A 25,656-nucleotide genomic window follows, 5' to 3' on the forward strand; every position below is an offset into this window, starting at 1 on the left:
CTTGATTTGCAACAAGGGTGCCAGCACGTACTGATGGGCAGGCAAGCGGGCCGCTTCATGCGTTGCGGGGCAGTGTAGCGCATTCTCATGCACAGCTCGGCGCGCGGCCGGGTGCTGCAGGGCAGCGTGGTATCATGCGCCCCCAAAGGTAAACCATAAGCACGATAAAACGTACGGGAATGGTTTTGGATAATCAGGTTCAGGATGAGTCGCCGCTGGTCGAGGTCAAAGACCTGCGTTTCGGCTACAGCACCCGCACAGTCCTGCGCGGCGTCAATCTCTCCGTGCCGCGCGGCAAAGTGGTCGCCATCATGGGCGGCTCCGGTTGCGGCAAGACGACGCTATTGCGTCTCATCGGTGGTCAATTGCGGGCACGTGGTGGTGCCGTGCGTGTCTTTGGCGAGCCGATTCACGATCTGGACCGGGATGGTCTGTATCGCCTGCGCCGCCGCATGGGCATGCTGTTCCAGTTCGGCGCCTTGTTTACGGATATTTCGGTATTCGACAACGTGGCTTTCCCGTTGCGCGAACATACGGACCTGCCTGAAGAGCTGATCCGCGATCTTGTACTCATGAAGCTGCACGCAGTGGGCCTGCGTGGCGCAGCCCATCTCAAGCCAAGCGAGCTTTCAGGTGGCATGGCACGGCGCGTGGCCCTAGCGCGTACTGTAGCCCTCGATCCGCACATCATCATGTACGACGAGCCTTTTGCCGGACTCGATCCGATTTCTCTGGGCGTGATCGGGCAGCTTATCCGTCGTCTGAACGACGCGCTCGGCGCCAGTTCGATCGTCGTGACGCACGACGTGCAGGAGTCCCTCAAGATCGTTGATTACATCTATTTCCTGTCGGAAGGCGCTGTCGTTGCGGAAGGGACGCCGGACGAAATCCGCGCCTCCAACGATCCGTGGGTACATCAGTTCCTGTGGGCCGAGCCTGATGGTCCTGTGCCGTTCCAGTATCCGGCGCCGGCCTATGCAGATGCCTTGCTGAGGCCAGATCATGCTTGAAGGCGCTGTCGGAGTTTTTCGTGGTGTCGGTGCACGCGTCATCAATGCCGTATGGCGTCTGGGTTACGCGGCACGTTTCTTTGTCCGGATCCTGCTGGCATCGGGAACGAGTTTCCGCCGCTTTCAGCTTATCCTGCGAGAAATCTATTTTTCCGGCGTCCTGTCGCTGATCATCATCCTCGTGTCGGGCCTGTTTGTCGGCATGGTGCTGGGCCTGCAGGGCTATGACACCCTGCAGCGTTATGGGTCGGAAGAAGCGCTGGGCGTATTGGTGGCACTGTCGCTGGTGCGTGAGCTGGGTCCGGTGGTGGCCGGGCTGCTGTTCGCAAGCCGCGCGGGTTCCGCGATCACGGCAGAGATTGGCCTCATGAAGGCTACCGAGCAGCTTGATGCCATGGACATGATGGCGGTCGATCCGATTGCACGCGTGGTGGCGCCGCGTTTCTGGGGCGCGGCGATTTCATTGCCGCTGCTGGTAGCAATGTTTTCTACAATGGGGGTGTATGGTGGCTTCCTTATCGGTGCCGTGCACATCGGTGTAGATGCTGGAGCGTTCTGGGGACAGATGCAGACGGCGATCGATTTCCAGCGCGATATTCTTAACGGCGTGACCAAGAGCGTGGTGTTCGGATTTGCGGTCGCGTTGATTGCCGTGTTCGAAGGCTACGATACGGATGCAACCGCCGAAGGTGTGTCGCGTGCGACAACCCGCACCGTTGTAACTTCTTCTCTGGCCATTCTCGGGCTGGACTTCATCCTGACTTCCTTCATGTTCAGAGGCTGATGTGAATCGCACGACGATAGATTTGTGGGTAGGCATTTTTGTGGTCATGGGCATTGGGGCCTTGGTTTTTCTCGCGCTGAAAGTGGGAAACCTCAATGGTGCGCAGCTGGCGGAGCCGTATGCGTTGACAGCCAAGTTCGACAATATCGGTGGTCTCAAGGCGCGTGCGCCGATCAAGAGTGCCGGTGTGGTGGTCGGACGTATTGAATCGATCAAGCTTGATCCCGAAACTTTCCAGGCCGTCGTCGCCATGCGGATCGACAACCATTACAGCTTCCCGCGCGATACCTACGCGACGATCAACACCTCGGGCTTGCTGGGTGAGCAGTACATCGGACTCGATCCGGGTGGCGATACGGATGTGCTCAAGTCGGGTGATGTCATCAAGAAAACACAATCCGCTGTGGTGCTTGAAAAGCTCATCAGCCAGTTCATGTTCAGCAAGGCTGCCGAACAGCCTGCGGCCAGCCCGGCCAAATGAAATCGACCCCTGTCCGATCCGGCGACTGCATGGCAAAGGCCGTGCTGAGGCTTGTTGCCGGCTTGGCTCTGTTGTTGAGCCTCGCCGGCTGCGCAACCGGAAGTAACCCCAAGGATCCGTGGGAGCCGGTCAATCGCAAGATTTTCGTTTTCAACGATACGCTCGACTCCTGGGTGCTCAGGCCGGTGGCGAAGGGTTACGACGCTGCCGCTCCCTTGCCCGTCCGGAGCGGGGTGTCGAATGCCATTGCGAACGTCGATGATGTCTGGATTGGCCTTAACAATATCCTGCAGGGCAAGCCGTTGCAGGGGCTGGGTGACTTCGGGCGCTTTCTGATCAATTCCACACTTGGTGTTGCTGGGCTGTTTGACGTGGCAAGTGAGCTGGGCCTGGACAAGCACGAAGAAGATTTTGGCCAGACGCTTGGTGTGTGGGGTGTCGGTGATGGGCCTTATGTGATGTTGCCCTTTTTCGGGCCTCGTACGTTAAGGGATGCGGGCGGCTTTGCAGTCGACTTTGCGGCGGGGCCGTTTGGCTACATCAAGGATATTCCGGCGCGGAACATTGCGCGTGGGGTGCGTGTCGTAAGTGAGCGGGCCGATTTACTGAGTGCGGAAGGCGCGTTTGACGCTGCAGCAATTGATCGCTATGCCTATCTGCGAGATTTCTATCTCAGCCGTCGAAAGAGTCTGGTGCGTGACGGCAAGCGTGTGCGTGATGAGGATGCAAGCATTGACCCTCCGCTCCGCACGGTGATGGCGCGTCTGGATGGCGATATTGGAATTGGCGAGCGTCGCCTGATGCTGGTTGCGCTGGATCGTGCTTATCCTGAGCTGCACGCTGCCGTGCCAGCCCCCGTTGTGGCACTTGCCGACGCAGATGTCGGCGAGCCCCTTGAACCCTAATGACAGGATTGACCATGTTTGAATCCCTGAAGCGTTTTGCCGTGATCGTTGCGTTGGGGGGCTGTCTGACCGCCCATGCTGCGGATGAGACGCCAGATGTTCTGATCAAGAACGTAACCAGCGAGGTCATCGAGCTGATCAAGACCGACAAGGCCATTCAGGCTGGTGATACGAAACACATTCAGGAAGTGGTTGAAAGCAAGATCCTGAAATATTTCGACTTCAACAAGATGACCGGTTCGGCGGTTGGCCGCGAATGGCGCAACGCTACGCCGGATCAGAAGGCGCAATTGTCGAAGGAATTCCAGACCCTGCTCGTGCGCAGCTATTCGAACGCATTGACGCAGTACAAGAACCAGACAGTGGATGTGAAGCCCTTGAAAGCTGCTGCAGCCGACACCGAAGTAACGGTCAAGACCGAGGTGAAGCAACCCGGCGGCAAGCCGGTTGCCATCGACTACGATCTGATCAAGGCCGCCGACGGCTGGAAGGTCTTCGATATCTACGTTGCTGGCGTGAGCCTCGTGGCGAATTACCGAGACACCTTCGGTCAGGAGATCAAGGCCAATGGCATTGATGGTCTGATCAAGTCGTTGCACGACAAGAACACCGCGAAAGTCGTCGAGAAAAAATGATCTGTGAATTGGCTGCGGATGCAGAGGTGCTTGTCGAACAGGACGGCAAGCTCGGCATCCAGGTGGCGATGACGATGGATACGGCTGCTGCCGTTCTGGCTGCTGTCGAGCCACGTCTGCGTGAAGCCGATGTCGTGCTGGATCTCGCGGCCGTACCGGCTGTGGATTCTGCCGTACTGTCGGTGGTGCTCAGCTTGCTGCGCGTGGCGCGCGCATCCGGACATCGCCTGTCCCTCGTCAATGTGCCAACGGCTTTCTGCAGTCTGGCCACGCTGTATGGTGTCGACGCCATCCTTTCCGAACACCTGCCTGCAACATCCCCTGACGCTCATGTCTGATACCGGTGGCGTAGCCATCCGGGTGCAGGGAGCAGTCAAGCATTACGGCGATCTCCAGGCACTTGCGGGTGTTGATCTTGAAATCCGGCAGGGCGAGTTCTTCGGCCTCCTGGGCCCCAATGGTGCGGGCAAGACCACGCTGATCACGGCACTTGCCGGGCTCACGCGGCTGTCTGCCGGTCGTATTGCTGTCATGGGGCAGGATGTCGTCGCAGACTATCGCGAAGCACGTCGCATGCTGGGCGTCGTGCCGCAAGAGCTGGTGTTCGATCCTTTCTTCACGGTGCGCGAAGTGCTGCGTATCCAGTCTGGTTACTTTGGCGTCAAGGACAATGAAGCGTGGATAGACGAGTTGCTGGCCAACCTTGATCTCACAGCCAAAGCCAACGCCAATATGCGTACCTTGTCCGGCGGCATGAAGCGCCGGGTGCTGGTCGCGCAGGCGCTGGTGCACCGGCCACCGGTGATCGTGCTCGATGAGCCGACGGCGGGTGTCGACGTCGAGCTGCGCCAGACCTTGTGGAAGTTCATCCAGAAGCTCAACGAAGCAGGGCATACGATCGTCCTGACGACGCACTACCTCGAAGAGGCTGAAGCCTTGTGCACGCGCATCGCCATGCTCAAAGCCGGGCGCGTGATCGCACTCGACACAACGGCCAACATCCTGAGCCGCGTCAGCAGCCATGCACTCAAAGTGCGACTGGCGCACAGCATTGTCTTGCCTGAGCGCCTGCAGGCGCGGCTGGTGAAGCAAGAGGCTGATGAAATGAGTTTCAGCTTCGAGCATTACGATGAGGTCGAGAGCGTGCTGACTGCGCTGCGCGCAGCCGGCGGCGTGCTACAGGACGTGGAGATCACCAAACCCGATCTCGAGCAGGCTTTTATCGGTTTGATGAGCAAGGCCTGAAGAGATGATTGCTTTCCGTACTCTGCTCTACAAGGAAGCACTGCGTTTCTGGAAGGTTGCATTCCAGACAGTTGCTGCGCCGGTGCTGACTTCGGTCATGTACCTGATGATCTTTTCGCATGTGCTGCAAGATCGTCTCAAGGTCTATGAGACCGTGCACTACACCGATTTTCTGATTCCCGGTCTGGTGATGATGTCGGTACTGCAGAACGCGTTTTCGAACAGTTCGTCGTCGCTGATCCAGAGCAAGATCACGGGCAATATCGTGTTTGTCCTGTTGCCTCCGATCTCGTATCAGGAGTTCTACGGCGCCTACGTCATCGCCTCCATCATGCGCGGCCTGCTTGTCGGGCTTGGTGTATGGCTGGCCTCCCTGCCGTTTGCGCAGGTCTCGGTGGCGTACCCGCTGTGGGCGCTGGCCTTCGCGCTGTTGGGCGGGGCGATGCTGGGAACCCTGGGCATCATCGCGGGCATCTGGGCCGACAAGTTTGACCAGCTCGCGGCCTTCCAGAACTTCATGATCATGCCGCTGACCATGCTGTCTGGCGTGTTCTATTCCATTCACTCCCTGCCGGCATTCTGGCAAGGGGTCTCGCATCTCAACCCGTTTTTCTTCATGATTGACGGTTTCCGCTATGGTTTCTTCGGCGTGTCCGACGTTTCGCCCTGGTTGAGTCTGGGGGTTGTCGCGGCGGCGCTGGCGGTTTTTGCGGGCGTTTGCCTGGAAATGCTGCGGCGGGGATATAAGCTTAGGCACTAGCAAACAAGGTTCTAGTAGCCAACTCAAGGCTGGCGGCAGGTCGCCAGCATCGTTCAAGAATCCGGAGCAAGAATGTTTCAGGCAACAGAAATCAAACGCCTTGTCGAGCAAGGTTTGCCTTGCGAATTCGTCGCAATCGAAGGTGACGACGGCGTGCATTTCAGCGGCGTGGTGGTCAGCCGCGAGTTCGAAGGCAAGATGCGCGTACGTCAGCACCAAGCCGTTTACGCCACGCTGGGCACGCTGATGGGGAACGAGATCCATGCGCTGCAGCTGCAAACCTATACGCCCGCACAATGGGCCGAGTTGCAGAAGTCCTGAGCACTTCGCAACGATTGAACAGAATCTTTCCGCATCGGGCCGAATAAACCGACGCGTGATTTCACCAAGCGGATTTACAAAGTGACCGGAATTACCCTCGCGCTCTCAAAAGGGCGCATCTTTGAAGAAACTCTTCCGCTGCTGGCTGCGGCAGGCATCGTGCCGTCCGAGAATCCGGAGTCGTCGCGCAAGCTCATCATCGGTACCAACCGGCCGGACGTGAATCTCGTCATCGTGCGCGCGACTGACACGCCGACCTATGTTGAATATGGCGCGGCCGATATCGGCATCGCAGGCAAGGACACCTTGCTGGAGCATGGCGGCAGCGGCTTGTATCAACCGCTCGACTTGAACATCGCCAAGTGCCGCATGAGCGTCGCTGTGCGTGCCGATTTCGACTATCAAGCAGCCGTACAGCGTGGTGCACGTATCCGGGTGGCCACCAAGTACATCAAGACGGCACGCGAACATTTCGCGGCCAAAGGCATGCACGTGGACCTGATCAAGCTGTATGGATCGATGGAACTGGCGCCCTTGGTCGGACTGGCGGATGCCATCGTTGACCTCGTGTCTACCGGCGGCACTTTGCGCGCCAACAAGCTGGTCGAAGTCGAGGAGATCATGCAGATCAGTTCGCGACTGGTGGTGAATCAGGCTGCGCTAAAACTGAAGCGTGAATTGTTGCAGCCCGTGCTTGAGGCCTTTGCCGGAGCGATCAAACCATGAGCAAGCCTCTCATCAGCCGCCTGTCTTCCGATGATGTGGATTTCAAGTCCGATCTGGAGGCTTTGCTGGCTTTCGAGTCGGCTCTGGATTCGGGCGTGCAGAAGGCGGTCAGCGAAATCATTGCTGACGTACGCGTGAGGGGCGATGCGGCCGTGCTCGAACTGACGCGCCGCTTCGATGGGGCCCGGGCCGACAGCATGGCAGCGCTCGAGATTCCGCAGGCGGACTTGCAAGCCGCACTGGAGGGCCTGGCCAGCGAGCAGCGCGCCGCGCTGGAGATGGCCTGCAAGCGTGTGCGTGATTACCACGAACGCCAGATCCAGCCAGACTGGGAAATGCAGGAGGCCAATGGCACGCGCCTCGGTCAGCGCGTCACGCCGCTGGATCGCGTCGGTATCTATGTGCCGGGCGGCAAAGCGAGTTACCCCAGTTCCGTGCTGATGAATGCCATGCCGGCCAAGGTGGCGGGCGTGCAGGAAATCATCATGGTGACGCCGACGCCGGAAGGCGAGCGCAACCCGCTGGTGCTGGCGGCTGCCGCGCTCGCGGGCGTTGACCGCGTTTTCACGATTGGTGGTGCGCAGGCCGTTGCGGCATTGGCTTACGGTACGGAGAGCATTCCCGCCGTCGACAAGATCGTGGGGCCGGGCAATGCCTATGTAGCTGAGGCCAAGCGTCGCGTGTTTGGTCGCGTCGGTATCGACATGGTGGCGGGGCCTTCCGAGGTGTTGGTGATTTCCGATGGCTCGGGTGATCCTGACTGGGTGGCGATGGATCTTTTCGCGCAGGCCGAGCATGACGAGAAGGCTCAGTCCATCCTGCTGTGCCCGGACGCGGCTTACCTCGCGCGCGTCGAGGAGTCGATTACGCGACTGCTGGCCACCATGCCGCGCGCAGACATCATCCGCACCTCGCTGGCGGATCGTGGCGCCTTGATCCACGTGCGTGATATGGACGAAGCCTGCGAGATTGCCAACTACATTGCCGCAGAGCACCTGGAGTTGTCAGTCGAAGATCCGGAGGCGCTGCTGCCCAAGATCCGCCATGCCGGAGCCATATTCGTCGGCCACTGGTCGGTCGAGGCGCTGGGTGACTATTGCGCAGGCCCTAATCACGTGCTGCCGACGGGGCGCAGTGCGCGTTTCTCGTCGCCGCTCGGCGTTTATGACTTCCAGAAGCGCACCAGTGTCATCCGCATTTCGCGGCAAGGTGCAGCCGAGTTGGCGCCGGTGGCTGCAACGCTGGCTTATGGTGAAGGACTGCAGGCGCACGCCCGATCCGCGGAATATCGCAAATAACCGTACAATCGGCGTGGTCCGGCGCGTTTTTCAGGCAGCCGGACCTTTCCTGACCACCCTGAGCAAGCCATGAGTGCAAGTCCGCAAGACCTCGTTCGTCCAGACGTGATGGCGCTTTCCGCCTACCATGTGCCCCCTGCCACCGGCATGATCAAACTGGACGCGATGGAGAACCCCTACCGCTTGCCGGAGGCTTTGCGTGACGTGGTGTCTGATGTGGCGCACGGCGTGTCACTCAATCGCTACCCGGATGCGTCCTGTACCAAGCTGAAGAGCGTCTTGCGTGAATCGATGCAGATTCCCGAGAGCGCCGGCATCGTCGTGGGCAACGGCTCGGACGAGCTGATCCAGATCATTGCCATGGCGCTGGCCAAGCCGGGCGCCACGATCCTGTCGATCGAGCCGAGCTTCGTGATGTACCGCATGATCGCCACCTTCTGTGGCATGCGTTATGTCGGTGTGCCGCTGCGCGAGGATTTCAGCCTCGACGTACCGGCCGTCCTGGCCGCGATCGAACAGGAAAAGCCGGCTGTTCTGTTCATTGCCTACCCGAATAACCCCACCGGCAATCTCTTCGCGTCCGAAGACATTGTTGCCATCCTTCAGGCAGCGCCCGGCATCGTGGTTATCGACGAGGCCTACACGCCTTTTGCTGGCAAGAGTTTCATGTCGCGACTGGCAGAGTTCCCGAATCTGGTTGTCATGCGTACCCTGTCCAAGCTGGGGCTCGCTGCCTTGCGGCTGGGCTATATGGCTGGTGCGAAGGCATGGATGGATGAGTTTGAAAAACTGCGCCTGCCTTACAACATCAACACCATGACGCAGGCCATTGCCACGCGGGTGCTTGAAGCGGGTGATGCCTTGCAGGAGCAGGCCGAAATCATCGTGGCCGAACGGGCACGCGTCTATCATGAGCTGGCAGGCCTGAAGGGCGTCAAAGCGTTCCGCAGCCAGGCCAATTTCGTGTTGCTGCGTGTGCCGGATGCCGTGCAGGTTTTCAATGGCCTGAAGGCCCGCCAGATCCTTGTCAAGAACCTGCATGCGGCGCATCCCATGCTGGAGAACTGCATTCGCGTCACCATCGGTACGCCGGCGGAAAACGATGCCTTCCTCAATGTATTGTCCGAGCTGCTGTGATGGCAGCTTGCTGAAACAAAGTCTGGAAATTGAACATGACTCATTTGACCTCTGAGCGTCAGGCGGAAATTGTCCGCAATACCCTCGAAACCCAGGTTCGGGTGGCTATCAACCTCGACGGAACGGGTGTTGCCAAGCTCAATACCGGCGTGCCTTTTCTTGACCACATGCTGGATCAGATCGCGCGTCATGGCCTGATCGATCTGGACGTGGAGGCCAAGGGCGATCTGCACATCGACGCGCATCATACGGTCGAGGATGTCGGCATCACTTTGGGGCAGGCTTTTGCCAAGGCTGTCGGCGACAAGAAGGGCCTCGTGCGCTATGGCCATTCCTACGTGCCGCTGGACGAGGCGCTGTCACGCGTCGTCGTGGATTTCTCCGGTCGCCCTGGCCTGGTGTTCAACATCGACTTCACGCGCTCGCATATCGGCGAGTTCGACGTGGATCTGACGCGCGAATTCTTCCAGGGCTTCGTGAATCACGCGCTGGTTACGCTGCACATCGACAATCTGCGCGGCGTCAATTCACATCACCAGTGCGAGACGGTGTTCAAGGCTTTTGCGCGCGCTTTGCGCATTGCCACCACGCTTGACCCACGCGCTGCCGGGGTCATTCCTTCAACCAAGGGTGCGCTTTGATCCTGTCTACTGTGTGGGTGCCTGCTCACACCATGTTTGAGCCGAAATGAAAGTCGTCGTCGTCGATTACGGGATGGGTAACCTGCGTTCGGTAGCCAAGGCTGTCGAGCGTGTAGCACCTGCCGCACAAGTGCTGGTCAGCGATCAGGCGCAAGCCTTGCTGGATGCTGACCGCGTCATCATTCCCGGCCAGGGCGCCATGCACGACTGCATGCGTGAGTTCATGGCACGCGGTTTGCATGATGCCTTGCTGAAAGCTGCGGCGGAAAAACCCTTTCTGGGGATTTGCGTCGGCATGCAGATGCTGTTCGACCATAGCGAAGAAGGGGATACCAAGGGCTTGGGTATCCTGCCGGGCCGGGTGAGGCGCTTCCGTGGTGATATGGTCGATGCGCAAGGCGTGCCGCTCAAGGTGCCGCATATGGGCTGGAATCAGGTCGTTCCTGTCGCACCGCATCCTCTATGGGAAGGTATGGCAGTGAATGCGACCGTGGCAGATGGAGGCGATGGTGGCAAGAGCGATGCTGCGGGGAATGGCGAGACCGAAGGCGAGAGGTTCTACTTCGTGCATAGCTATTACTGCGATCCTGCCGACAAGGCCGCGACTGCGGCGGTTACCCGATATGGCACGCCCTTTACCTGTGCAGTGGCCCAAGCTAATATCGCAGCCATTCAGTTCCATCCGGAAAAGAGTGCCGCAGCCGGCCTCAGGCTGCTTGCAAATTTCATCGACTGGCAACCCTGAACGAAGACACGTTCTCGCTAACGGTTGTAGAACCCACGTAGAAATTCCTGCATACACTCTCCGTACTTCCATGCACGCCCTTTACCCGAAGCAGCTCACGCTACTTTCGCTCCCGATTTTTGACTCCCTGACAACGCGCTCACTGCCATCATGCTGCTGATCCCTGCCATCGATCTCAAGGACGGCCACTGCGTACGCCTGCGCCAAGGCGACATGCAGGACGCCACTGTGTTTTCCGAAGATCCTCGTGCCATGGCACGCCACTGGGTAGACCAGGGCGGCCGACGCCTGCACCTGGTCGATCTCAACGGCGCCATCGCCGGTAAACCCAAGAATCAAGGTGTCATCAAAGCCATCATCGACGAAGTTGGCGATGAGATTCCGGTTCAGCTTGGTGGCGGCATCCGCGATCTGGATACCATCGAACGCTATCTCGACGACGGCATTTCATACGTCATCATCGGTACGGCGGCAGTCAAGAATCCCGGTTTCCTGCACGACGCGTGCAGCGCGTTTGCCGGCCACATCATCGTTGGTCTTGACGCAAAGGACGGCAAGGTTGCGGTCGACGGCTGGTCCAAGCTGACGGGCCATGACGTAATCGATCTGGCCAAGAAATTCGAGGACTACGGTGTCGAGGGTGTGATCTATACCGACATCGGCCGTGACGGCATGCTCAACGGTGTAAACATCGAAGCCACCGTCAAGCTCGCCCAGGCGCTGCGCATTCCGGTTATTGCCAGCGGCGGCATCACCAATCTGGCCGATATCGATGCGCTCTGCGCAGTCGAAGACGAGGGCGTCATCGGTGCCATCACCGGTCGCGCGATCTACGAAGGCACGCTGGATTTCCGTGCCGCGCAGGAACGTGCTGACGAGCTCAACGGCGAGGATTGATACCCGGTCCGGATGCTGTTAGGAGCGGCCGGATAGTCGTGGGAAACAAGTCGCGGCAAACAAGTGGCCAAGTGGTAAGAGAGCATGCTCGCAAAACGCATCATTCCCTGTCTGGACGTCAGCGCTGGTCGTGTCGTCAAAGGCGTCAATTTCGTCGCGCTGCGTGATGCAGGCGATCCTGTCGAAGTCGCGCGCCGCTACGACGAACAGGGCGCCGACGAAATTACTTTCCTCGACATTACGGCCAGCTCCGATGACAGAGACATCATCCTGCACATCGTTGAGAAAGTGGCTGATCAGGTCTTCATTCCCCTGACGGTAGGCGGCGGTGTGCGCACCGTGGCTGACGTGCGGCGCCTGCTCAACGCCGGCGCAGACAAGGTCAGCATGAACAGCGCGGCCGTGAACAATCCCGATCTCGTCGCCGAGGCTTCAGGCAAGGTGGGCAATCAGTGCATCGTCGTGGCGATTGATGCCAAGCAAACCTCGCCCGGAAAGTGGGAGGTTTTTACGCATGGCGGGCGCAAGAATGTCGGTCTGGATGCCATCGAGTGGGCAAAGCGGGTCGAATCGCTTGGCGCAGGTGAAATCCTGCTCACAAGCATGGATCGCGATGGCACGAAGAGCGGCTTCGACCTGGCCCTGACGCGTGCGATTTCCGATGCCGTGAAGATCCCTGTGATTGCCAGCGGTGGTGTTGGCAATCTGGCGCACCTGGCCGACGGCGTGCAGCAAGGGCGTGCCGATGCGGTGCTGGCCGCGAGTATCTTTCACTATGGCGAGCACACCGTGCGGGAAGCCAAAGAGTTCATGCGTGAGCGCGGTATCGAGGTGAGACTATGAGCTGGCTCAACAAGGTTGTGTGGGACGATCAAGGTCTGGTGCCCGTGATTGCACAGGATCACGTCACCGGCGAGGTGCTGATGTTTGCCTGGATGAATCGCGAAGCCCTTGAAACGACTGCGTCGACCAATGAGGCGGTGTATTGGTCGCGCTCGCGTCGCAAGCTCTGGCACAAGGGCGAGGAGTCCGGCCACATCCAGAAGGTGCGTGAAATCCGTCTTGATTGCGACAACGACGTGGTGTTGTTGCGTATCGAACAGGTTGGCGACATCGCTTGCCACACGGGGCGCCGCAGCTGCTTCTTCCAGAAGTATCTGACGGGCAACGGCTGGGAAGCGGTGGATCCGGTGTTGAAAGACCCCGCGGATATCTATGGGGCGTCCGGCGCGCATGCGGCTCCGCATGGCGAAGGCGACGACAGGGGGCAGCTCGAATGATCGACGCCGAAATTCTGCAACGTTTGTCGGCTACGCTGGTCGAACGCAAGTCTGCACCACCGGAATCTTCGTACGTTGCGAAGCTTTATTCCAAAGGGACTGACGCAATCTGCAAGAAAGTTGCCGAAGAGGCTGCCGAGACCATCATGGCTGCCAAAGACGGTGATCTGCGTCACATCGTTTATGAGGTCAGCGATCTCTGGTTTCACTCGATGATCTTGCTGGCGCAGTTTGGCTTGTCTACAGATGACGTGCTGGCCGAATTGCGTCGCCGTGAGGGTATTTCCGGAATCGACGAAAAAGCCGCGAGGGTTGAGAAATGAGCGATTGCGTGTTCTGCCGTATCGTGAAGGGCGAGATTCCAAGCAGCAAGGTGTACGAGGATGACGAAGTCATCGCGTTCCGTGACATCCACCCACAGGCGCCGCTGCACGTGCAGATCATTCCAAAACGTCACATCGAGAATCTTTCGCAGACGCAGGACGACGATATTCCGCTACTCGGCAAGATGCTGGCGCTTGCGCCACAGATTGCCGCGGAGCAGGGCAGTCATGGCGGTTTCCGCACCATCATCAACACCGGCAGGGTGGGCGGGCAAGAGGTGTATCATCTTCACATTCACGTGCTGGGGGGGGACAAGACCCTGCCAGCCATGCTCAAGTATTAAGGAGAAGTACCATGGGTTCCTTCAGTATCTGGCACTGGTTGATCGTTCTGGTCATCGTCATGCTGGTTTTCGGCACCAAGAAGCTGCGCAACATCGGCGAAGATCTCGGCGGTGCGGTGAAGGGCTTCAAGCAAGGTATGAAGGACGGCTCTGACGCTGCTGCCCCGCCTGCGCAGCAAGTTGCTCAGACGATCGATGCCGAAGCACGCGAGAAGAAGTCCTGATCGGTCGTGTTCTGTTGGCGAGGAGGGCGCTGACGCGCCCTTCGTCTTTTAAAGCGCCTTCTTTTTCTCCCGCGTTTTTTTCAGGTCCCTGGGATGTTTGACGTCGGTTTTTCAGAGCTCGGAGTGATCGGTCTGGTGGCGCTCATTGTCATCGGTCCCGAACAGTTGCCGCGTGTTGCGCGTACGGCAGGCCATCTCATGGGGCGCCTGCGCCGGTACGTGTCGGATGTGAAGTCAGACATCAGTCGCGAGATGGAGCTGGCGGATCTGCAGAGACTTTCAGATGAAGTGAAGGATTCTGCGCGTAGCCTGGAGACGTCGATTCGTGATCAGGTTGCCGGGGTCGAGTCCGATCTGCAACAGTCGATTGCATCGCCGGATGTCTTCGGCGAGACGCATCAGCTGGCAGAGTCGCCGGCCGTGGCCACTGCAGTGGTCGGCAATGCTGCACATGACGATCTGGCGCCGCTTGTTGTGGAGTCGGCGATCGAAGTGCCAGTCGAGCTGCCTGCCGAGGTCCCCGTCGATCCGAATCAGATGGATCTGTTTGGCGCCCCCGTTCAACCACCGGAAAAGCACTAAGTCGTGGCCTTTCTTGAAGACTCTTTCCTGTCGCACCTCGTCGAGCTGCGCAATCGTTTAATTCGTGCCGTGGCTGCAATCGTCGTGGTGTTCCTGTGCCTCATGCCTTGGGCCAGCAATATCTATGACCTCCTGGCTCTGCCGATGCTGCAGGCCCTGCCGGAAGGCACGAAGATGATTGCGACGGGTGTGATCACCCCGTTCTTCGTGCCTGTGAAGATCACCCTGATGGCGGCTTTCATCATTGCGCTCCCTGTGGTGTTGTATCAGGCATGGGCCTTCGTTGCGCCCGGGCTGTATGCGCACGAGCGTCGTTTTGCCTTGCCTATGGTTGTGGGTGGGACTTTGCTGTTCCTCGCAGGCATGGCTTTCTGCTACTTCTTTGTCTTCAATACCGTTTTCCACTTCATCTCGTCGTTCGCGCCAAAGAGCATTACGGTTGCGCCGGATATCGAGCAGTACCTGTCCTTCGTGATGACGATGTTCCTGGCGTTTGGCGTGACCTTCGAGGTGCCTATCGTCGTGCTGCTGCTGGTCAAGACAGGCATCGTGACGGTGAAGCAGCTGCGCGAAGCGCGTCGCTACGTAATCGTGGGCGCATTCGTGGTGGCTGCCGTGGTAACGCCCCCAGATGTGACTTCACAGATCATGCTGGCCTTGCCGATGTGCGTGCTCTATGAGATTGGCGTGTTGCTCGCCGCCGTCATGATCCGCAAACAGGCAGCGGGTACTGCGCCCGTCTGATCTTTCTGCCAGCATGCATATCCGGGCCTTTCTGGCGTCTGATGAAGCTGCAGTCATTGCCTTGTGGAATGAATGCGGTTTGCTGCGCCCCTGGAATGACCCGCATAAGGACATTGTCCGCAAGCTGAGCGAACAGCCAGAGATGTTTCTGATTGGGGAATGTGGTGGTGAGCTGGTTGCCAGCTTGATGGCGGGCTTTGATGGTCATCGCGGCTGGCTGAACTATCTGGCGGTCGCGCCCGCCCTCCGCCATCGTTCATTTGGCCGCCTGCTCGTTGCGGAGGCCGAGCGCATGTTGACGGAGCGCGGCTGTCCCAAACTCAATCTGCAGGTTCGCTCATCGAATGCTGCGGTACTGGCTTTCTACGCCAAGCTCGGTTACGCGCCTGATGATGTGGTGTCCATGGGCAAGCGCTTGATCCCCGACTGACTCACTCAGCCGTGCTCCTGGGCTCGGGCGGTGGTCTGCGTCCAATCTCGATGCTCAGATCCAGTGGTTTGCCACGACGCACGAAACCGAAGCGTACGGACTTCCCCGGTTGCTGCGAGGCGATGTGCTCCAGCATGCTTTGCGGGTTGGAGATAGGTTGGCCGTCGACTGACACCATCGCATCGCCGGGCTGCACGCCTGCTTTGTCGGCCGGGCTGCTGCGAGCAACCCCCGCGATCAGAGCGCCCTGTGGCGGTAGCTTGAATGACGCGGCAAGCTCCGGCGTGATCTCCTGCACTTCGACACCTACCCAGCCACGTGTGACACTGCCGGTGCGAATGATCTCGTCCATGATCTTGCGCGCGCCTGTCGCCGGGATGGCAAAGCCGATGCCGAGAGAGCCGCCGGAACGCGAGTAGATGGCGGTGTTGATGCCTACCAGCTGGCCCCTTGCGTCGACCAGTGCGCCGCCGGAGTTGCCAGGATTGATGGCCGCGTCGGTCTGGATGAAGTTCTCGAAAGTGTTGATGCCGAGGTGCGAGCGCCCCAGCGCACTGACGATGCCCATGGTGACTGTCTGGCCAACGCCGAAAGGATTGCCGATGGCCAGCACTATGTCACCGACATGCAGCGCGTCGCTGTCTGCGAAGGTGATGGCTGGAAGTGGCTGGGGCGTATCGATGCGCAGCACCGCCAGATCGCTTTCGGCATCCCGGCCCACAATCTTGGCGGGCATTTTGCGACCGTCCTGCAGGGCGACTTCGATTTCATCTGCAGCTTCGACGACGTGATTGTTGGTGAGGATGTAGCCATCCGGGCTGACCACCACACCTGAGCCCAGGCCGGAACTGCGGCGCTGAGGGCTGCTGTCTGCATTGTCACCAAAGAAATGGCGAAACAGTGGATCGTTCAGGAAGGGGTGGCGCGGCGTGCGAACCTCCTTGCTGGTGAAGATGTGTACGACGGAGGGCAGGGCGACGCGGGCGGCTTCGCCGTAGCCTGCCGTGGCGATCGGCGGCGGAGCAGCGCTGATTGGTTGTTGCGTAATCACGCTTACCGGCGAGGCACTGACGACCGATTTGCGCACAAGCCATTCCGGCCGCAGCGTGGAAATGACAAACAGTACCGCCAGCGCGACGGTGACGGTTTGTGCGAAGATCAACCACAGTCGTTGCATGTAGGAATGCCGGGCCGACAAGGCCGAAAGGAAAGTGCGTTGTGAAAAGACAGGAGCTGCAAACCTATCTGGATGGCCTGCTGGAGTGCGGGCGTGTGAAGGATTATTGCCCAAACGGTCTGCAGGTGGAAGGCAAGGACGAAGTGCAACGCATCGTCTGTGGCGTAACGGCCAGCCTCGCCTTGGTCGAGCAGGCGGCAGCCTTGCACGCCGATGCAATCCTCGTTCACCACGGTTGGTTCTGGCGGGGCGAGGATGGTCGTGTCACGGGCTTTCGCAAGGCGCGCATGGCCAGACTGTTGGCACATGACATCAATCTGTTTGGCTACCACCTGCCGCTGGATCTGCACCCTGAGCTTGGCAACAACGCCCAGCTCGCGCAGAAGCTGGGCTGGAAGACTACGGGGCGCTGCGGCGAATACGATCTGATCTTTCTTGGCGAGCCCGCGTCGGCGACAACGGCGGAAGGGTTTGCACGGGAGGTGGCTACAGGCTTGGCGCGCGAGCCCTTGTTGATTGGTGATCCTGCACGTCCCGTCAGGCGCATTGCTTGGTGCACAGGTGGTGCGCAGAGCAGTTTCGAACAGGCCATTGCAGCGGGCGTGGATCTTTATGTGTCGGGCGAGATTTCAGAGCCGACCGTGCACCTGGCACGAGAAAGCGGCGTTGCGTATCTGGCTGCTGGGCACCACGCGACGGAGCGTTACGGTATTGCGGCCTTGGGTGCTCATCTTGCAGCGCGTTTCGGCCTTGAGACGCACTTCATTGATCTCGACAATCCGGTTTAGCTGTCGAGGCTCAGCTTTCTTCTGGCTTGCGCGGAGTGCTGTCGGTGCGTGCAGGCTCATCCGGCAGATCATCGAGATTGATGTGTAGCGTGCGCGTCAGATCTTCCGTGTCGAGGCCCAGATCGAAATCGCTGTGGCCGATATCGAAGTCGAGCGCTGAGCGCTCGGGCGGGCGCGATGGGCTTGGTGCAGGAGCTGGGGCCGGGGCGCTCAGGGTCGCAGGGAAGGGTAGCGGTGCTGTGCGCGGTATGCCGGGCGTCGTGACTGTTGGTGAAGGCAACTCAGGTACAGCGTGGGGCTCGGGCTCTACGTCGTGCTTGTATGGGCCTAGTTGCGCTTCGAGGATCGCCAGCAGCAGCAGGATTTCGTCGACGATGGCCAGCGGGAAGCCCTGGCGTGTGCCCTGGCGGTTGTCACGCAGCAAGCCATGCAGGAAAGTCTGGCACTCGCGTTTGCCCCATAGCTCGCACACCTTCTGTGACAGGTGGCTGATGTTTTCCAGTGACTCGGGCGCACGCAGTGCGACATCGAAATCATCCCAGGTGACGGGTTTGACGTTGAAGGTCTTGTTGAGTTGCGAGGTCAGCGCGTCAAATTCCGGCCGCATATTGGCGGCCTTATAGACCTCCAGCAGTTTCACCCAGGGCTTGACTGCCTGTTTGGGATTGGCGCGAATGAAGTCGGACAAGGTTTGTGCGGCGCCTTGCACACGGCCGAAAGACATCATGATCTCGGCTAGTTCGACTGCTGAATTATGCTCCTCGACATCTTCCTCGATATGCAGAACAGATGTCGGGCCGAGCTCGGATGAGCCGGGTAGATCGGCACCGGCGCTAGCGCCAATGGCTGGCCGCTTGAGCGTGCTTGCGTCCGGCCAGATGTCTTCTTCCGAGAGTGGCTCGAACAGGTCATCGGCGGGCTGGTCCGCCGGTGCGGGCTCCGTTTCAGGCGCTGCGTCAGCGACTTCTTCAAAAGCGGTATCAGTGTTGTAACGCCTGCGGCGATACCAGACGAACAGCAGTGCAAGCACAGCGGTGATGCCGCCTGCAGGCAGCAACCAGTCTTGCCAGTTCTGGATCATGAGGCCGGCAGTGGCTGCCGGACTTGCCTTGCTTGCGGCAGGCGCTGCACCGACATCTATTGGCGGCGCTGTCGCAGGCGCCGAAGCGCCTTGCAGAGCGGCCTGTTGCGTCCGGATACGTGCTTCCAGTGTCTGTACATCGGACTGCAGCTGCACCTGCAGCGCCTCGAGCTGACGCAGCTTGTCGCTCAACTCCAGCTGAGTAGCGATCTTGTCATCCAGCGATGCAATCAGCTGCATTTCGGTACGCAGCTTCTCGCGCTCTTTCTCCGACAGCTCCTTGCGCCCTGGCAGGTCCGTGGCCATCTGTAGACCCGCGCGTTCCTCACCCCCGACGATCAGGCGCTGGCGAGTGGGTTCCGTGCGTGATTTGCGTGGCGTGACGGGTGGTGCGCCGGTTTCGCTCGCCGTTGCTTCGATGGCCGCCGGTGGCTTGGGGGCTGGCCGTGGGCGAGCAGGCTTGGCGATCGCAGGAGAATTGTTCAGTTCGCTGGTGTCCGGCACGCCAAGCTCGGTGCCGACGGGCAGCGGCGTCGTATCACTCAGGCCCTGCAGCTTGTCGTTGTTGCGCTGGCGCAGCAATGAAACATAGCGAGATTGCAGGCTTTTGTCGCTTGGAAACAGGCCCTGCGCGATGCTCTGCAGGCTCTCTCCGCGGGCCGTGCGCCATACATTGCTGTTCTCGGGAGAGGCGGATGGGGCCGGGATTGCCGGGGTAGCCTCGGTCGTTCCCGGCGGGTTCAGCAGCAGTGTGTATTCGCGGCGCAGCGTGGCATTGCAGTCAATGCGCACGGCCAGCATGAGAATAGGCGAATGGATGGATTGCAGCGAGCTGACGAGGATGGCCTGTTGGCCGTTCGCCAGGGTGCTCAAGCGCAATCTGCCGGCACGCAGCCAGGGCAGATCGTCGTCGCTATCTCCGCGTGGGCCTTCCAGGCGGATGCAGTCTGCGGTGACATTGTCATCCGCGCTGGCCGACAGAGGGATGCGTACCTGCAGGATGTCGCCGATCCGGCTGCTGGTCTGGACTTCGCCGAGGCTGATCGCAGTTGCAGGAACCGCCACATGCAAGAGCGCCGCGCTCAGCAGCGCGCGCCCTAAGGCCCCCTGCGCAAGGCCAAAGGGCTTGCGCTCAAGGGGTCTGACCTGCCGGGGCCAGACCATGGCGGACTTGCGAGCTCGGGCGAATTTCGTCATGTAAGCGCGATTCTAAACGACGCGCACGGCCTGCAAGCGGCGAATAGCCAGTGCTAGTGCCACATTCTTTGTTTTTCGTCCCGCCGGATGAGGCCTTGATCTGCGTCAGAAGTGGTGTTCTTTGTGCGCAACAACATGCCTTTAGGTACAATATGCGGCTCATCCTGCCGCTGCGCCAATTCAGTCTTCCCCCTAAGAAGCTGCGTGTCGTGTTCAGGCCCTGCGCTGTTTTCTGGGTCGGAACGGTCCGGGTGATCGACAAAAAATCAAAGTGATTAATCCGTGCGTGTTGACCGCCACGTGGGTAGGCGGTTCGTGCCAAGCGCAAATTAAGGGCAAACATGAAAATTCATGAGTACCAGGCAAAAGAGATTTTGCGTAAGTTCGGCGTCGTGACCCCGCGGGGCATCGCCTGTTTCAGCGTTGATGAGGCGGTTGCGGCTGCGGACTCGCTCGGTGGTTCGATCTGGGTGGTCAAGGCCCAGATTCACGCGGGCGGTCGTGGCAAGGGTGGCGGCGTGAAGCTGGCCCGCTCCAAGGATGACGTGAAGAAAATCGCTGGCGAGATTCTCGGCATGCAGCTGATCACTCACCAGACTGGCCCGGAAGGCCAGAAGGTCCGTCGCCTGATGATCGAAGAAGGCGCCGACATCAAGAAGGAATACTACGTTGCTGCGCTGACCGACCGCGCTTCGCAGAAGGTTGCCATCATGGCGTCCTCCGAAGGCGGTATGGACATCGAAGAAGTCGCCCACAACACGCCCGAGAAGATCATCAAGGTCTTCGTTGATCCGGCAACCGGCCTGACCGATGCGCAAGGCATCGAACTGGCCAAGGGTATCGGCGTGCCGGAAGGTTCGATCGACAAGGCTGTCGACACCTTCAAGAAGCTCTACACCTGCTACATGGAAACCGATGCTTCGCTGGCGGAAATCAACCCGCTGATTCTCGAAGGCAACGGCAACATCAAGGCACTCGACGCCAAATTCGATTTCGACAGCAACTCGCTGTTCCGTCATCCAGAGATCGTCGAACTGCGCGATCTGGAAGAAGAAGATCCGGCTGAAATCGAAGCCTCCAAGTTCGACCTGGCTTACATCTCGCTCGACGGCAATATTGGCTGTCTGGTGAATGGTGCTGGTCTGGCCATGGCGACCATGGACACCATCAAGTTGTTCGGCGGCGAGCCGGCCAACTTCCTCGACGTTGGCGGTGGCGCCACGACCGAGAAGGTGACCGAAGCCTTCAAGATCATGCTCAAGAACCCTGAAGTGAAGGGCATTCTGGTCAACATCTTCGGCGGCATCATGAAGTGCGACACCATCGCCAATGGCGTGGTGACCGCAGCACGTGAAGTCAAGCTGGCTGTGCCGCTGGTGGTGCGCATGAAGGGTACGAACGAAGATCTGGGCAAGAAGATCCTTGCCGAGTCCGGTCTCCCCATCATCGCTGCCGACACCATGGCAGAAGCCGCCCAGAAGATTGTTGCCGCCGTGGCGTAAGCCGGGCCACCAGGAGTTCAGATAAATGTCGATTTTCATCAACAAAGATACCAAGGTCATCACCCAGGGCATCACGGGCAAGACCGGCCAGTTCCATACCGAGAAGTGCCAGGAGTATGCGAATGGCAAGAACTGTTTCGTCGCCGGTGTGAATCCGAAGAAGGCTGGCGAATCCATCTTCAGTATTCCGATCTACGGTTCGGTCAAGGAAGCTGCTGCCGAAACCGGCGCGACCGTTTCCGTGATCTACGTGCCGCCCGCAGGCGCTGCTGCCGCGATCTGGGAAGCCGTTGAAGCCGACCTGGACATGGCCATCTGCATCACCGAAGGCATCCCTGTGCGTGACATGCTGCTGGTCCGCAACAAGATGAAGGCCAAGGAAGCCGCTGGCGGCAAGAAGACCCTGCTGCTCGGCCCGAACTGCCCGGGCCTGATCACGCCGGACGAAATCAAGATCGGCATCATGCCTGGTCACATCCACCGCAAGGGCCGCATCGGCGTCGTGTCGCGTTCCGGCACGCTGACGTATGAAGCTGTTGCTCAGCTGACCGAAATCGGTCTGGGCCAGTCTTCCGCCGTCGGTATCGGTGGCGACCCCATCAACGGTCTGAAGCACATCGACGTGATGAAGGCGTTCAATGACGATCCTGAAACCGATGCCGTCATCATGATTGGCGAAATCGGTGGTCCGGACGAAGCTGAAGCTGCGCAATGGTGCAAGGACAACATGCAGAAGCCTATCGTCGGCTTCATCGCTGGTGTCACGGCGCCTGCAGGCAAGCGCATGGGCCACGCTGGCGCACTGATCTCCGGTGGCGCCGACACGGCCGATGCGAAGCTGGAAATCATGGAAGCCTGTGGTTTCACCGTGACGCGCAACCCGTCGGAAATGGCCAAGCTGCTCAAGGGTCTGCTCTGATCCGATAGGTGATCGGTAGTAACAGAAGGCCGCATTTGCGGCCTTCTGTGTTTTTCAGAAAAGTTATTGGAGAGCTTGATGGAGCAGTTCCTGACGCCCGAATTCCTGCTGGCGGTCGGCCAGATCATCATGATCGATATCTTGCTGGGTGGCGACAATGCCGTCGTGATAGCGCTGGCCTGTCGACAGCTGCCAGACAAGCTGCGCCTGCAGGGCATCATCTGGGGCACCGCCGGCGCTGTATTGCTGCGCGTAATTCTTATTTTCTTTGCCCTCACGCTCTTGCAGATCCCGTATCTCAAGCTTGTCGGTGCGCTGTTGCTGATCTGGATCGGCGTCAAGCTGCTTACCCAGGAGGAAGAAGGTCACGACGGCATTGAGGGCAGCGATCGTCTGTTCGCGGCAATCAAGACGGTCATCATTGCCGATCTGGTGATGAGCATCGATAACGTCATTGCAATTGCCGGTGCTGCAGAGGCTGCTGGCGGCGAACATCAGATGCCATTGGTGATTTTCGGCTTGCTGGTCAGTATCCCCATCATCGTTGGCGGTAGTCAGCTTGTGCTCAAGCTGATGGAGCGCTTTCCCGTCGTCATTACGCTCGGAGCAATGTTGCTGGGCTGGATCGCGGGCAGCATGGCGATTACCGATCCGGCTGTGCTCAAGTTGCTTGGCATCACCGAAGCGAGCGACGCACTCAAATATGGCTTGGCCGTCAGTGGGGCGCTATTGGTAGTGGTCCTTGGTTATTTCGTGAAACGACGTGCGAAAGGCGCGAAGGAATAGCCTTGGCCTGCTACCTCAGCGAAGCGGATGTTGCGCAAGTTCTGAACATGCGCATGGCGCTGGATGCCGTGGATGCTGCGCATCAGGCGCTCGCGCGCGGCGAGGCGACCGATATGCCACGCCGTCGTGTGCGCGCCAGCCGTGCCATGCAGCACTTGCTACAGGCTGCCTGGCCTGCACGTGGCGTCATGGGCTACAAGGCGTACACGACCTCGGCAGCGGGGGCTCGCTTCTGGTTGCATCTCTTCAATGGTGATACGGGCGAGCCCCTGGCTGTCATTGAAGCCGATCGATTGGGAATGATGCGAACGGGTGCTGCGGGCGGACTGGCGGCGCGTTGTCTGGCGCGGCCCGACGCTCAGGTGGCGGGTATCATTGGTGCAGGCTGGCAGGCGCGTGGCCAGATGGCTGCGTTGGCCGCAGTGCGGCCTCTGGCGCATTTCAAGGTTTTTGCGCGTCGTGCCGACAAGTTGAATAAGTTCTGTGCGGAGATGGAGGCGGAGTTGGGTATTCGGGTTGAGCCCGTCAACTCCGCCGAGGCGGCAGTGAGGGGTAGTGACATCATCGTCACGGCTACCACCGCCGCGCAGCCAGTGCTTCAAGGCGCCTGGTTGGCTGACGGAATGCATGTCAACGCCATGGGCTCGAATTCATTGGCGCGACGAGAGCTGGACGAAGCCGCGGTGAGTCGCGCAGACCTGCTCTGCGTCGACGCACGGGAGACTGCTTTGCTGGAGGCGGGAGATCTGGTGCCGGGGCTGGAGAAGGGGCGATTTACGCAGCGCCAGTTGGTCGAGCTGGGCGAGCTGCTCACAGGTTCGCGGCCGGGGCGGCAATCGGACAAGGATGTGAGTGTGTTCGAGTCCCAAGGGCTCGCGATTCAGGATGTGGCTTTGGGGCTTGAGGTGCTGCGCCAAGCGAAACTGTCCGGTCTGGGTCAGACTTTGCCATACTAGACGGAACGGTTTGGGCAAGATTCAGCAGGGCGACCGGTAGGTCACGACAGGGCTGATGTCTGTTTATCAGCGTTGAAGCACTCGAACATTGGCTTTTAAGCTTGGGGAAATAATGGCGAAGCTGGTTCTTAGCATGGATGGTCTGGTGCTCAAGGAAATCATGTTGACCAAGGAGCGCACCACGATCGGGCGCAAGCCGCACAATGACATCCAGATCGACAATCTGGCGATCAGTGGCGAGCACGCGCTTATCGTGTGCATCCTCAATGATGCTTTCCTCGAAGACCTGAACAGCACCAACGGTACCTATTGCAATAGCCAGCCAGTCAAGAAGCATGTCTTGAAAGACGGCGACGTCATTGAACTCGGCAAGTACCGTCTCAAGTTCATCAAAGACACTCCGGAGTTCGCTGCGGGGAGTACCTTCGAAAAAGCTTTCGTGGCATCCCCCGATGCAGCCAAGCTGACCAGCGCACCGCGCGGCCACACGGACACGATGGTAGGTTTCGGCGTCGAAACGTCGGTGACGGACGCTGCTTCGACGACAGGTTGGGCGCCGCCGGATGGTGCTCAAGGCAGGAATGAGCCGATGGGCATGGTGCAGATCCTCTCGGGGCGCAATGCCGGGCGTGAGCTGGAACTATCCAAATCCCTGACGACGCTGGGCAAGCCAGGCTCGCAAGTGGCCGTTATCACACGCCGGCCGCATGGCTACTTCCTTACGCATGTGGAGGGCGACAGCTTCCCGATCCTCAATGGCCGCCAGCTGGATGCCCAGGCGCATCTGCTGAGCGATCAGGACGTGATCGAGATTGCAGGCGTCAAGATGGGTTTCTATCTGCGGCCGCTGAGTTGAGCGCGAGCCAGCTCACGTTCTGACCCGGCATCTGCCCGCATGGATATCCGTGTTCTCGGCTGTAGCGGTGGTATCGGTGGTTCGGCCAACCGGACCACTTCGCTGCTGATCGACGAAGACATCCTGATCGATTGCGGCACCGGTGCGGCAACGCTGTCGTTCGAGCAGCTGCTGGCGATCGATCATGTCTTCATCACGCATTCCCACCTCGATCACATCGCTTTGCTGCCACTACTGGTCGACACGGTAGGGGATTTCCGCACGCGACCGATTACCGTGCATGCGACCGAAGAGACGATACGCATCCTGCGCTCACACATCTTCAACTGGCTGGTGTGGCCAGACTTCACGGCCATTCCCGATCGCGACCATCCCTTTCTGCGCCTGCAGTCGCTGGCCGTCGGTGAGACGATAGAGCTGGGCAAGCGTCGCATTTCGGCAGTGCCTGCACTGCATGCCGTACCCGCCGTCGGATATCGGGTCACGGGCGCACGGGGTAGCCTCGTGTTTTCCGGGGATACCACCCTGTGCGATGCGCAGATCGAGGCCCTCAACGCCATGGCCGATCTGCGTTATTTCATCGTGGAAACGGCGTTTCCTGATGCACAGCACGATCTTGCGCTGGCGGCGAGGCACCTGTGTCCGAGCATGTTGCGCGTGCTGCTCAATCGCCTCACCGTCGATCCCGAAGTGTTCGTTACCCATCTCAAGCCGGGGTTGGTTGAGCAGATCAGTGCCGAACTGAAGACCGGCTTCGGCCGCCTGCAGCCCGGCTTGCTTCACAACGACCAGGTCTTCTCGCTCTGACGCCGCTTCGGGCGCTGTCGTGCCCTGAAGATATGTGCGTGTCTGCCGATACAACTTATTGCACGCCTGTAAGGG

General features: G+C 59.5%; 32 protein-coding genes. 30 read left to right on the forward strand and 2 right to left on the reverse strand.

Annotated elements, in window-relative coordinates:
• Positions 1-185 precede the first annotated feature (185 nt).
• The 23 genes from VVD49_RS13220 to VVD49_RS13330 all read left to right on the forward strand — a co-directional run bounded on the left by VVD49_RS13220 (position 186) and on the right by VVD49_RS13330 (position 15,512).
• Positions 186-1,010 carry an ABC transporter ATP-binding protein gene (locus tag VVD49_RS13220; protein ID WP_327599650.1) on the forward strand — a complete coding sequence of 275 codons (825 nt, stop codon included), beginning with the start codon at positions 186-188 and terminating at the stop codon, positions 1,008-1,010.
• A complete protein-coding gene (mlaE, locus tag VVD49_RS13225) occupies positions 1,003-1,794 on the forward strand; it encodes a lipid asymmetry maintenance ABC transporter permease subunit MlaE (RefSeq protein ID WP_327599651.1) in 792 nt (263 codons plus the stop codon). Before VVD49_RS13220 ends, mlaE begins: the two co-directional genes overlap by 8 nt.
• 1 nt (position 1,795) lies before the next feature.
• Positions 1,796-2,275, forward strand: coding sequence for an outer membrane lipid asymmetry maintenance protein MlaD (gene mlaD, locus VVD49_RS13230; protein WP_327599652.1), 480 nt, complete (start codon positions 1,796-1,798; stop codon positions 2,273-2,275).
• Positions 2,276-2,304: 29 nt separating this feature from the next.
• Entirely contained in the window at positions 2,305-3,180 is an 876-nt protein-coding gene (locus VVD49_RS13235) for an MlaA family lipoprotein (RefSeq protein ID WP_327599653.1), read from the forward strand.
• A 14-nt stretch (positions 3,181-3,194) separates the two neighbouring features.
• Positions 3,195-3,815: an MlaC/ttg2D family ABC transporter substrate-binding protein gene (locus tag VVD49_RS13240; protein WP_327599654.1), complete on the forward strand. Its 621-nt coding sequence runs from the start codon at positions 3,195-3,197 to the stop codon at positions 3,813-3,815.
• Positions 3,812-4,153: an STAS domain-containing protein gene (locus tag VVD49_RS13245; RefSeq protein ID WP_327599655.1), complete on the forward strand. Its 342-nt coding sequence runs from the start codon at positions 3,812-3,814 to the stop codon at positions 4,151-4,153. Before VVD49_RS13240 ends, VVD49_RS13245 begins: the two co-directional genes overlap by 4 nt.
• Complete coding sequence (locus VVD49_RS13250) at positions 4,146-5,060, forward strand: ABC transporter ATP-binding protein (protein ID WP_327599656.1); 915 nt, start codon at positions 4,146-4,148, stop codon at positions 5,058-5,060. Before VVD49_RS13245 ends, VVD49_RS13250 begins: the two co-directional genes overlap by 8 nt.
• A gap of 4 nt (positions 5,061-5,064) precedes the next feature.
• On the forward strand, positions 5,065-5,820 hold the full coding sequence (locus VVD49_RS13255; protein WP_327599657.1) for an ABC transporter permease: 756 nt from the start codon (positions 5,065-5,067) through the stop codon (positions 5,818-5,820).
• A gap of 72 nt (positions 5,821-5,892) precedes the next feature.
• Positions 5,893-6,141, forward strand: coding sequence for a BolA family protein (locus VVD49_RS13260; RefSeq protein WP_327599658.1), 249 nt, complete (start codon positions 5,893-5,895; stop codon positions 6,139-6,141).
• 81 nt (positions 6,142-6,222) lie between these two features.
• Complete coding sequence (gene hisG, locus VVD49_RS13265; RefSeq protein WP_327599659.1) at positions 6,223-6,867, forward strand: ATP phosphoribosyltransferase; 645 nt, start codon at positions 6,223-6,225, stop codon at positions 6,865-6,867.
• A complete protein-coding gene (gene hisD, locus VVD49_RS13270) occupies positions 6,864-8,165 on the forward strand; it encodes a histidinol dehydrogenase (RefSeq protein ID WP_327599660.1) in 1,302 nt (433 codons plus the stop codon). The genes hisG and hisD overlap by 4 nt, the downstream gene beginning before the upstream one ends.
• 69 nt (positions 8,166-8,234) lie before the next feature.
• Entirely contained in the window at positions 8,235-9,302 is a 1,068-nt protein-coding gene (gene hisC / locus VVD49_RS13275) for a histidinol-phosphate transaminase (RefSeq protein ID WP_327599661.1), read from the forward strand.
• A gap of 35 nt (positions 9,303-9,337) precedes the next feature.
• A complete protein-coding gene (hisB, locus tag VVD49_RS13280) occupies positions 9,338-9,943 on the forward strand; it encodes an imidazoleglycerol-phosphate dehydratase HisB (protein ID WP_327599662.1) in 606 nt (201 codons plus the stop codon).
• A gap of 46 nt (positions 9,944-9,989) precedes the next feature.
• On the forward strand, positions 9,990-10,688 hold the full coding sequence (gene hisH, locus VVD49_RS13285) for an imidazole glycerol phosphate synthase subunit HisH (protein WP_327599663.1): 699 nt from the start codon (positions 9,990-9,992) through the stop codon (positions 10,686-10,688).
• Between the two features lie 150 nt (positions 10,689-10,838).
• Positions 10,839-11,585, forward strand: a complete 747-nt coding sequence (gene hisA / locus VVD49_RS13290; RefSeq protein WP_327599664.1) for a 1-(5-phosphoribosyl)-5-[(5-phosphoribosylamino)methylideneamino]imidazole-4-carboxamide isomerase — start codon at positions 10,839-10,841, stop codon at positions 11,583-11,585.
• An 84-nt stretch (positions 11,586-11,669) separates the two neighbouring features.
• Entirely contained in the window at positions 11,670-12,428 is a 759-nt protein-coding gene (hisF, locus tag VVD49_RS13295; RefSeq protein WP_327599665.1) for an imidazole glycerol phosphate synthase subunit HisF, read from the forward strand.
• The gene (hisI, locus tag VVD49_RS13300) at positions 12,425-12,865 is read left to right on the forward strand and encodes a phosphoribosyl-AMP cyclohydrolase (protein ID WP_327599666.1); all 441 of its coding nucleotides are present in this window, start codon (positions 12,425-12,427) and stop codon (positions 12,863-12,865) included. The genes hisF and hisI overlap by 4 nt, the downstream gene beginning before the upstream one ends.
• The gene (locus VVD49_RS13305; protein ID WP_327599667.1) at positions 12,862-13,188 is read left to right on the forward strand and encodes a phosphoribosyl-ATP diphosphatase; all 327 of its coding nucleotides are present in this window, start codon (positions 12,862-12,864) and stop codon (positions 13,186-13,188) included. The genes hisI and VVD49_RS13305 overlap by 4 nt, the downstream gene beginning before the upstream one ends.
• Complete coding sequence (locus VVD49_RS13310) at positions 13,185-13,532, forward strand: histidine triad nucleotide-binding protein (RefSeq protein WP_327599668.1); 348 nt, start codon at positions 13,185-13,187, stop codon at positions 13,530-13,532. Before VVD49_RS13305 ends, VVD49_RS13310 begins: the two co-directional genes overlap by 4 nt.
• Before the next feature lie 11 nt (positions 13,533-13,543).
• On the forward strand, positions 13,544-13,756 hold the full coding sequence (gene tatA / locus VVD49_RS13315; protein ID WP_327599669.1) for a Sec-independent protein translocase subunit TatA: 213 nt from the start codon (positions 13,544-13,546) through the stop codon (positions 13,754-13,756).
• Between the two features lie 93 nt (positions 13,757-13,849).
• On the forward strand, positions 13,850-14,338 hold the full coding sequence (gene tatB / locus VVD49_RS13320) for a Sec-independent protein translocase protein TatB (protein ID WP_327599670.1): 489 nt from the start codon (positions 13,850-13,852) through the stop codon (positions 14,336-14,338).
• A gap of 3 nt (positions 14,339-14,341) precedes the next feature.
• Positions 14,342-15,082, forward strand: a complete 741-nt coding sequence (gene tatC, locus VVD49_RS13325) for a twin-arginine translocase subunit TatC (RefSeq protein WP_327599671.1) — start codon at positions 14,342-14,344, stop codon at positions 15,080-15,082.
• A 13-nt stretch (positions 15,083-15,095) separates the two neighbouring features.
• Positions 15,096-15,512 carry a GNAT family acetyltransferase gene (locus VVD49_RS13330; RefSeq protein ID WP_327599672.1) on the forward strand — a complete coding sequence of 139 codons (417 nt, stop codon included), beginning with the start codon at positions 15,096-15,098 and terminating at the stop codon, positions 15,510-15,512.
• Position 15,513: 1 nt separating this feature from the next.
• Here the strand turns inward: VVD49_RS13330 and VVD49_RS13335 are convergent, their stop codons facing one another.
• Positions 15,514-16,689, reverse strand: coding sequence for a Do family serine endopeptidase (locus tag VVD49_RS13335; protein ID WP_327599673.1), 1,176 nt, complete (start codon positions 16,687-16,689; stop codon positions 15,514-15,516).
• A 41-nt stretch (positions 16,690-16,730) separates the two neighbouring features.
• Between VVD49_RS13335 and VVD49_RS13340 the strand changes: the two genes are divergently transcribed.
• Complete coding sequence (locus tag VVD49_RS13340; RefSeq protein WP_327599674.1) at positions 16,731-17,477, forward strand: Nif3-like dinuclear metal center hexameric protein; 747 nt, start codon at positions 16,731-16,733, stop codon at positions 17,475-17,477.
• A gap of 10 nt (positions 17,478-17,487) precedes the next feature.
• Here VVD49_RS13340 and VVD49_RS13345 read toward each other — a convergent pair whose 3' ends face one another.
• Positions 17,488-19,623 carry a type IV pilus assembly protein FimV gene (locus VVD49_RS13345; protein WP_327599675.1) on the reverse strand — a complete coding sequence of 712 codons (2,136 nt, stop codon included), beginning with the start codon at positions 19,621-19,623 and terminating at the stop codon, positions 17,488-17,490.
• A 473-nt stretch (positions 19,624-20,096) separates the two neighbouring features.
• Here VVD49_RS13345 and sucC point away from each other — a divergent pair, with 473 nt between their 5' ends.
• The 6 genes from sucC (at position 20,097) to VVD49_RS13375 (ending at position 25,581) form a co-directional block, all read left to right on the forward strand.
• On the forward strand, positions 20,097-21,257 hold the full coding sequence (gene sucC, locus VVD49_RS13350; RefSeq protein ID WP_327599676.1) for an ADP-forming succinate--CoA ligase subunit beta: 1,161 nt from the start codon (positions 20,097-20,099) through the stop codon (positions 21,255-21,257).
• A 25-nt stretch (positions 21,258-21,282) separates the two neighbouring features.
• The gene (gene sucD, locus VVD49_RS13355; protein ID WP_327599677.1) at positions 21,283-22,176 is read left to right on the forward strand and encodes a succinate--CoA ligase subunit alpha; all 894 of its coding nucleotides are present in this window, start codon (positions 21,283-21,285) and stop codon (positions 22,174-22,176) included.
• 78 nt (positions 22,177-22,254) lie between these two features.
• On the forward strand, positions 22,255-22,962 hold the full coding sequence (locus VVD49_RS13360; RefSeq protein ID WP_327599678.1) for a TerC family protein: 708 nt from the start codon (positions 22,255-22,257) through the stop codon (positions 22,960-22,962).
• Between the two features lie 2 nt (positions 22,963-22,964).
• Complete coding sequence (locus tag VVD49_RS13365; protein ID WP_327599679.1) at positions 22,965-23,918, forward strand: ornithine cyclodeaminase family protein; 954 nt, start codon at positions 22,965-22,967, stop codon at positions 23,916-23,918.
• Positions 23,919-24,030: 112 nt separating this feature from the next.
• Positions 24,031-24,774 carry an FHA domain-containing protein gene (locus VVD49_RS13370; protein WP_327599680.1) on the forward strand — a complete coding sequence of 248 codons (744 nt, stop codon included), beginning with the start codon at positions 24,031-24,033 and terminating at the stop codon, positions 24,772-24,774.
• A gap of 39 nt (positions 24,775-24,813) precedes the next feature.
• Positions 24,814-25,581 (forward strand): 3',5'-cyclic-nucleotide phosphodiesterase, encoded by a 768-nt coding sequence (locus VVD49_RS13375; RefSeq protein WP_327599681.1) that lies wholly within the window; start codon positions 24,814-24,816, stop codon positions 25,579-25,581.
• The last annotated feature ends 75 nt before the right edge of the window (positions 25,582-25,656 follow it).

Origin of the sequence: Uliginosibacterium silvisoli, assembly GCF_036017035.1 — a bacterium.
Taxonomy (GTDB): Bacteria; Pseudomonadota; Gammaproteobacteria; order Burkholderiales; family Rhodocyclaceae; genus Viridibacterium; species Viridibacterium silvisoli.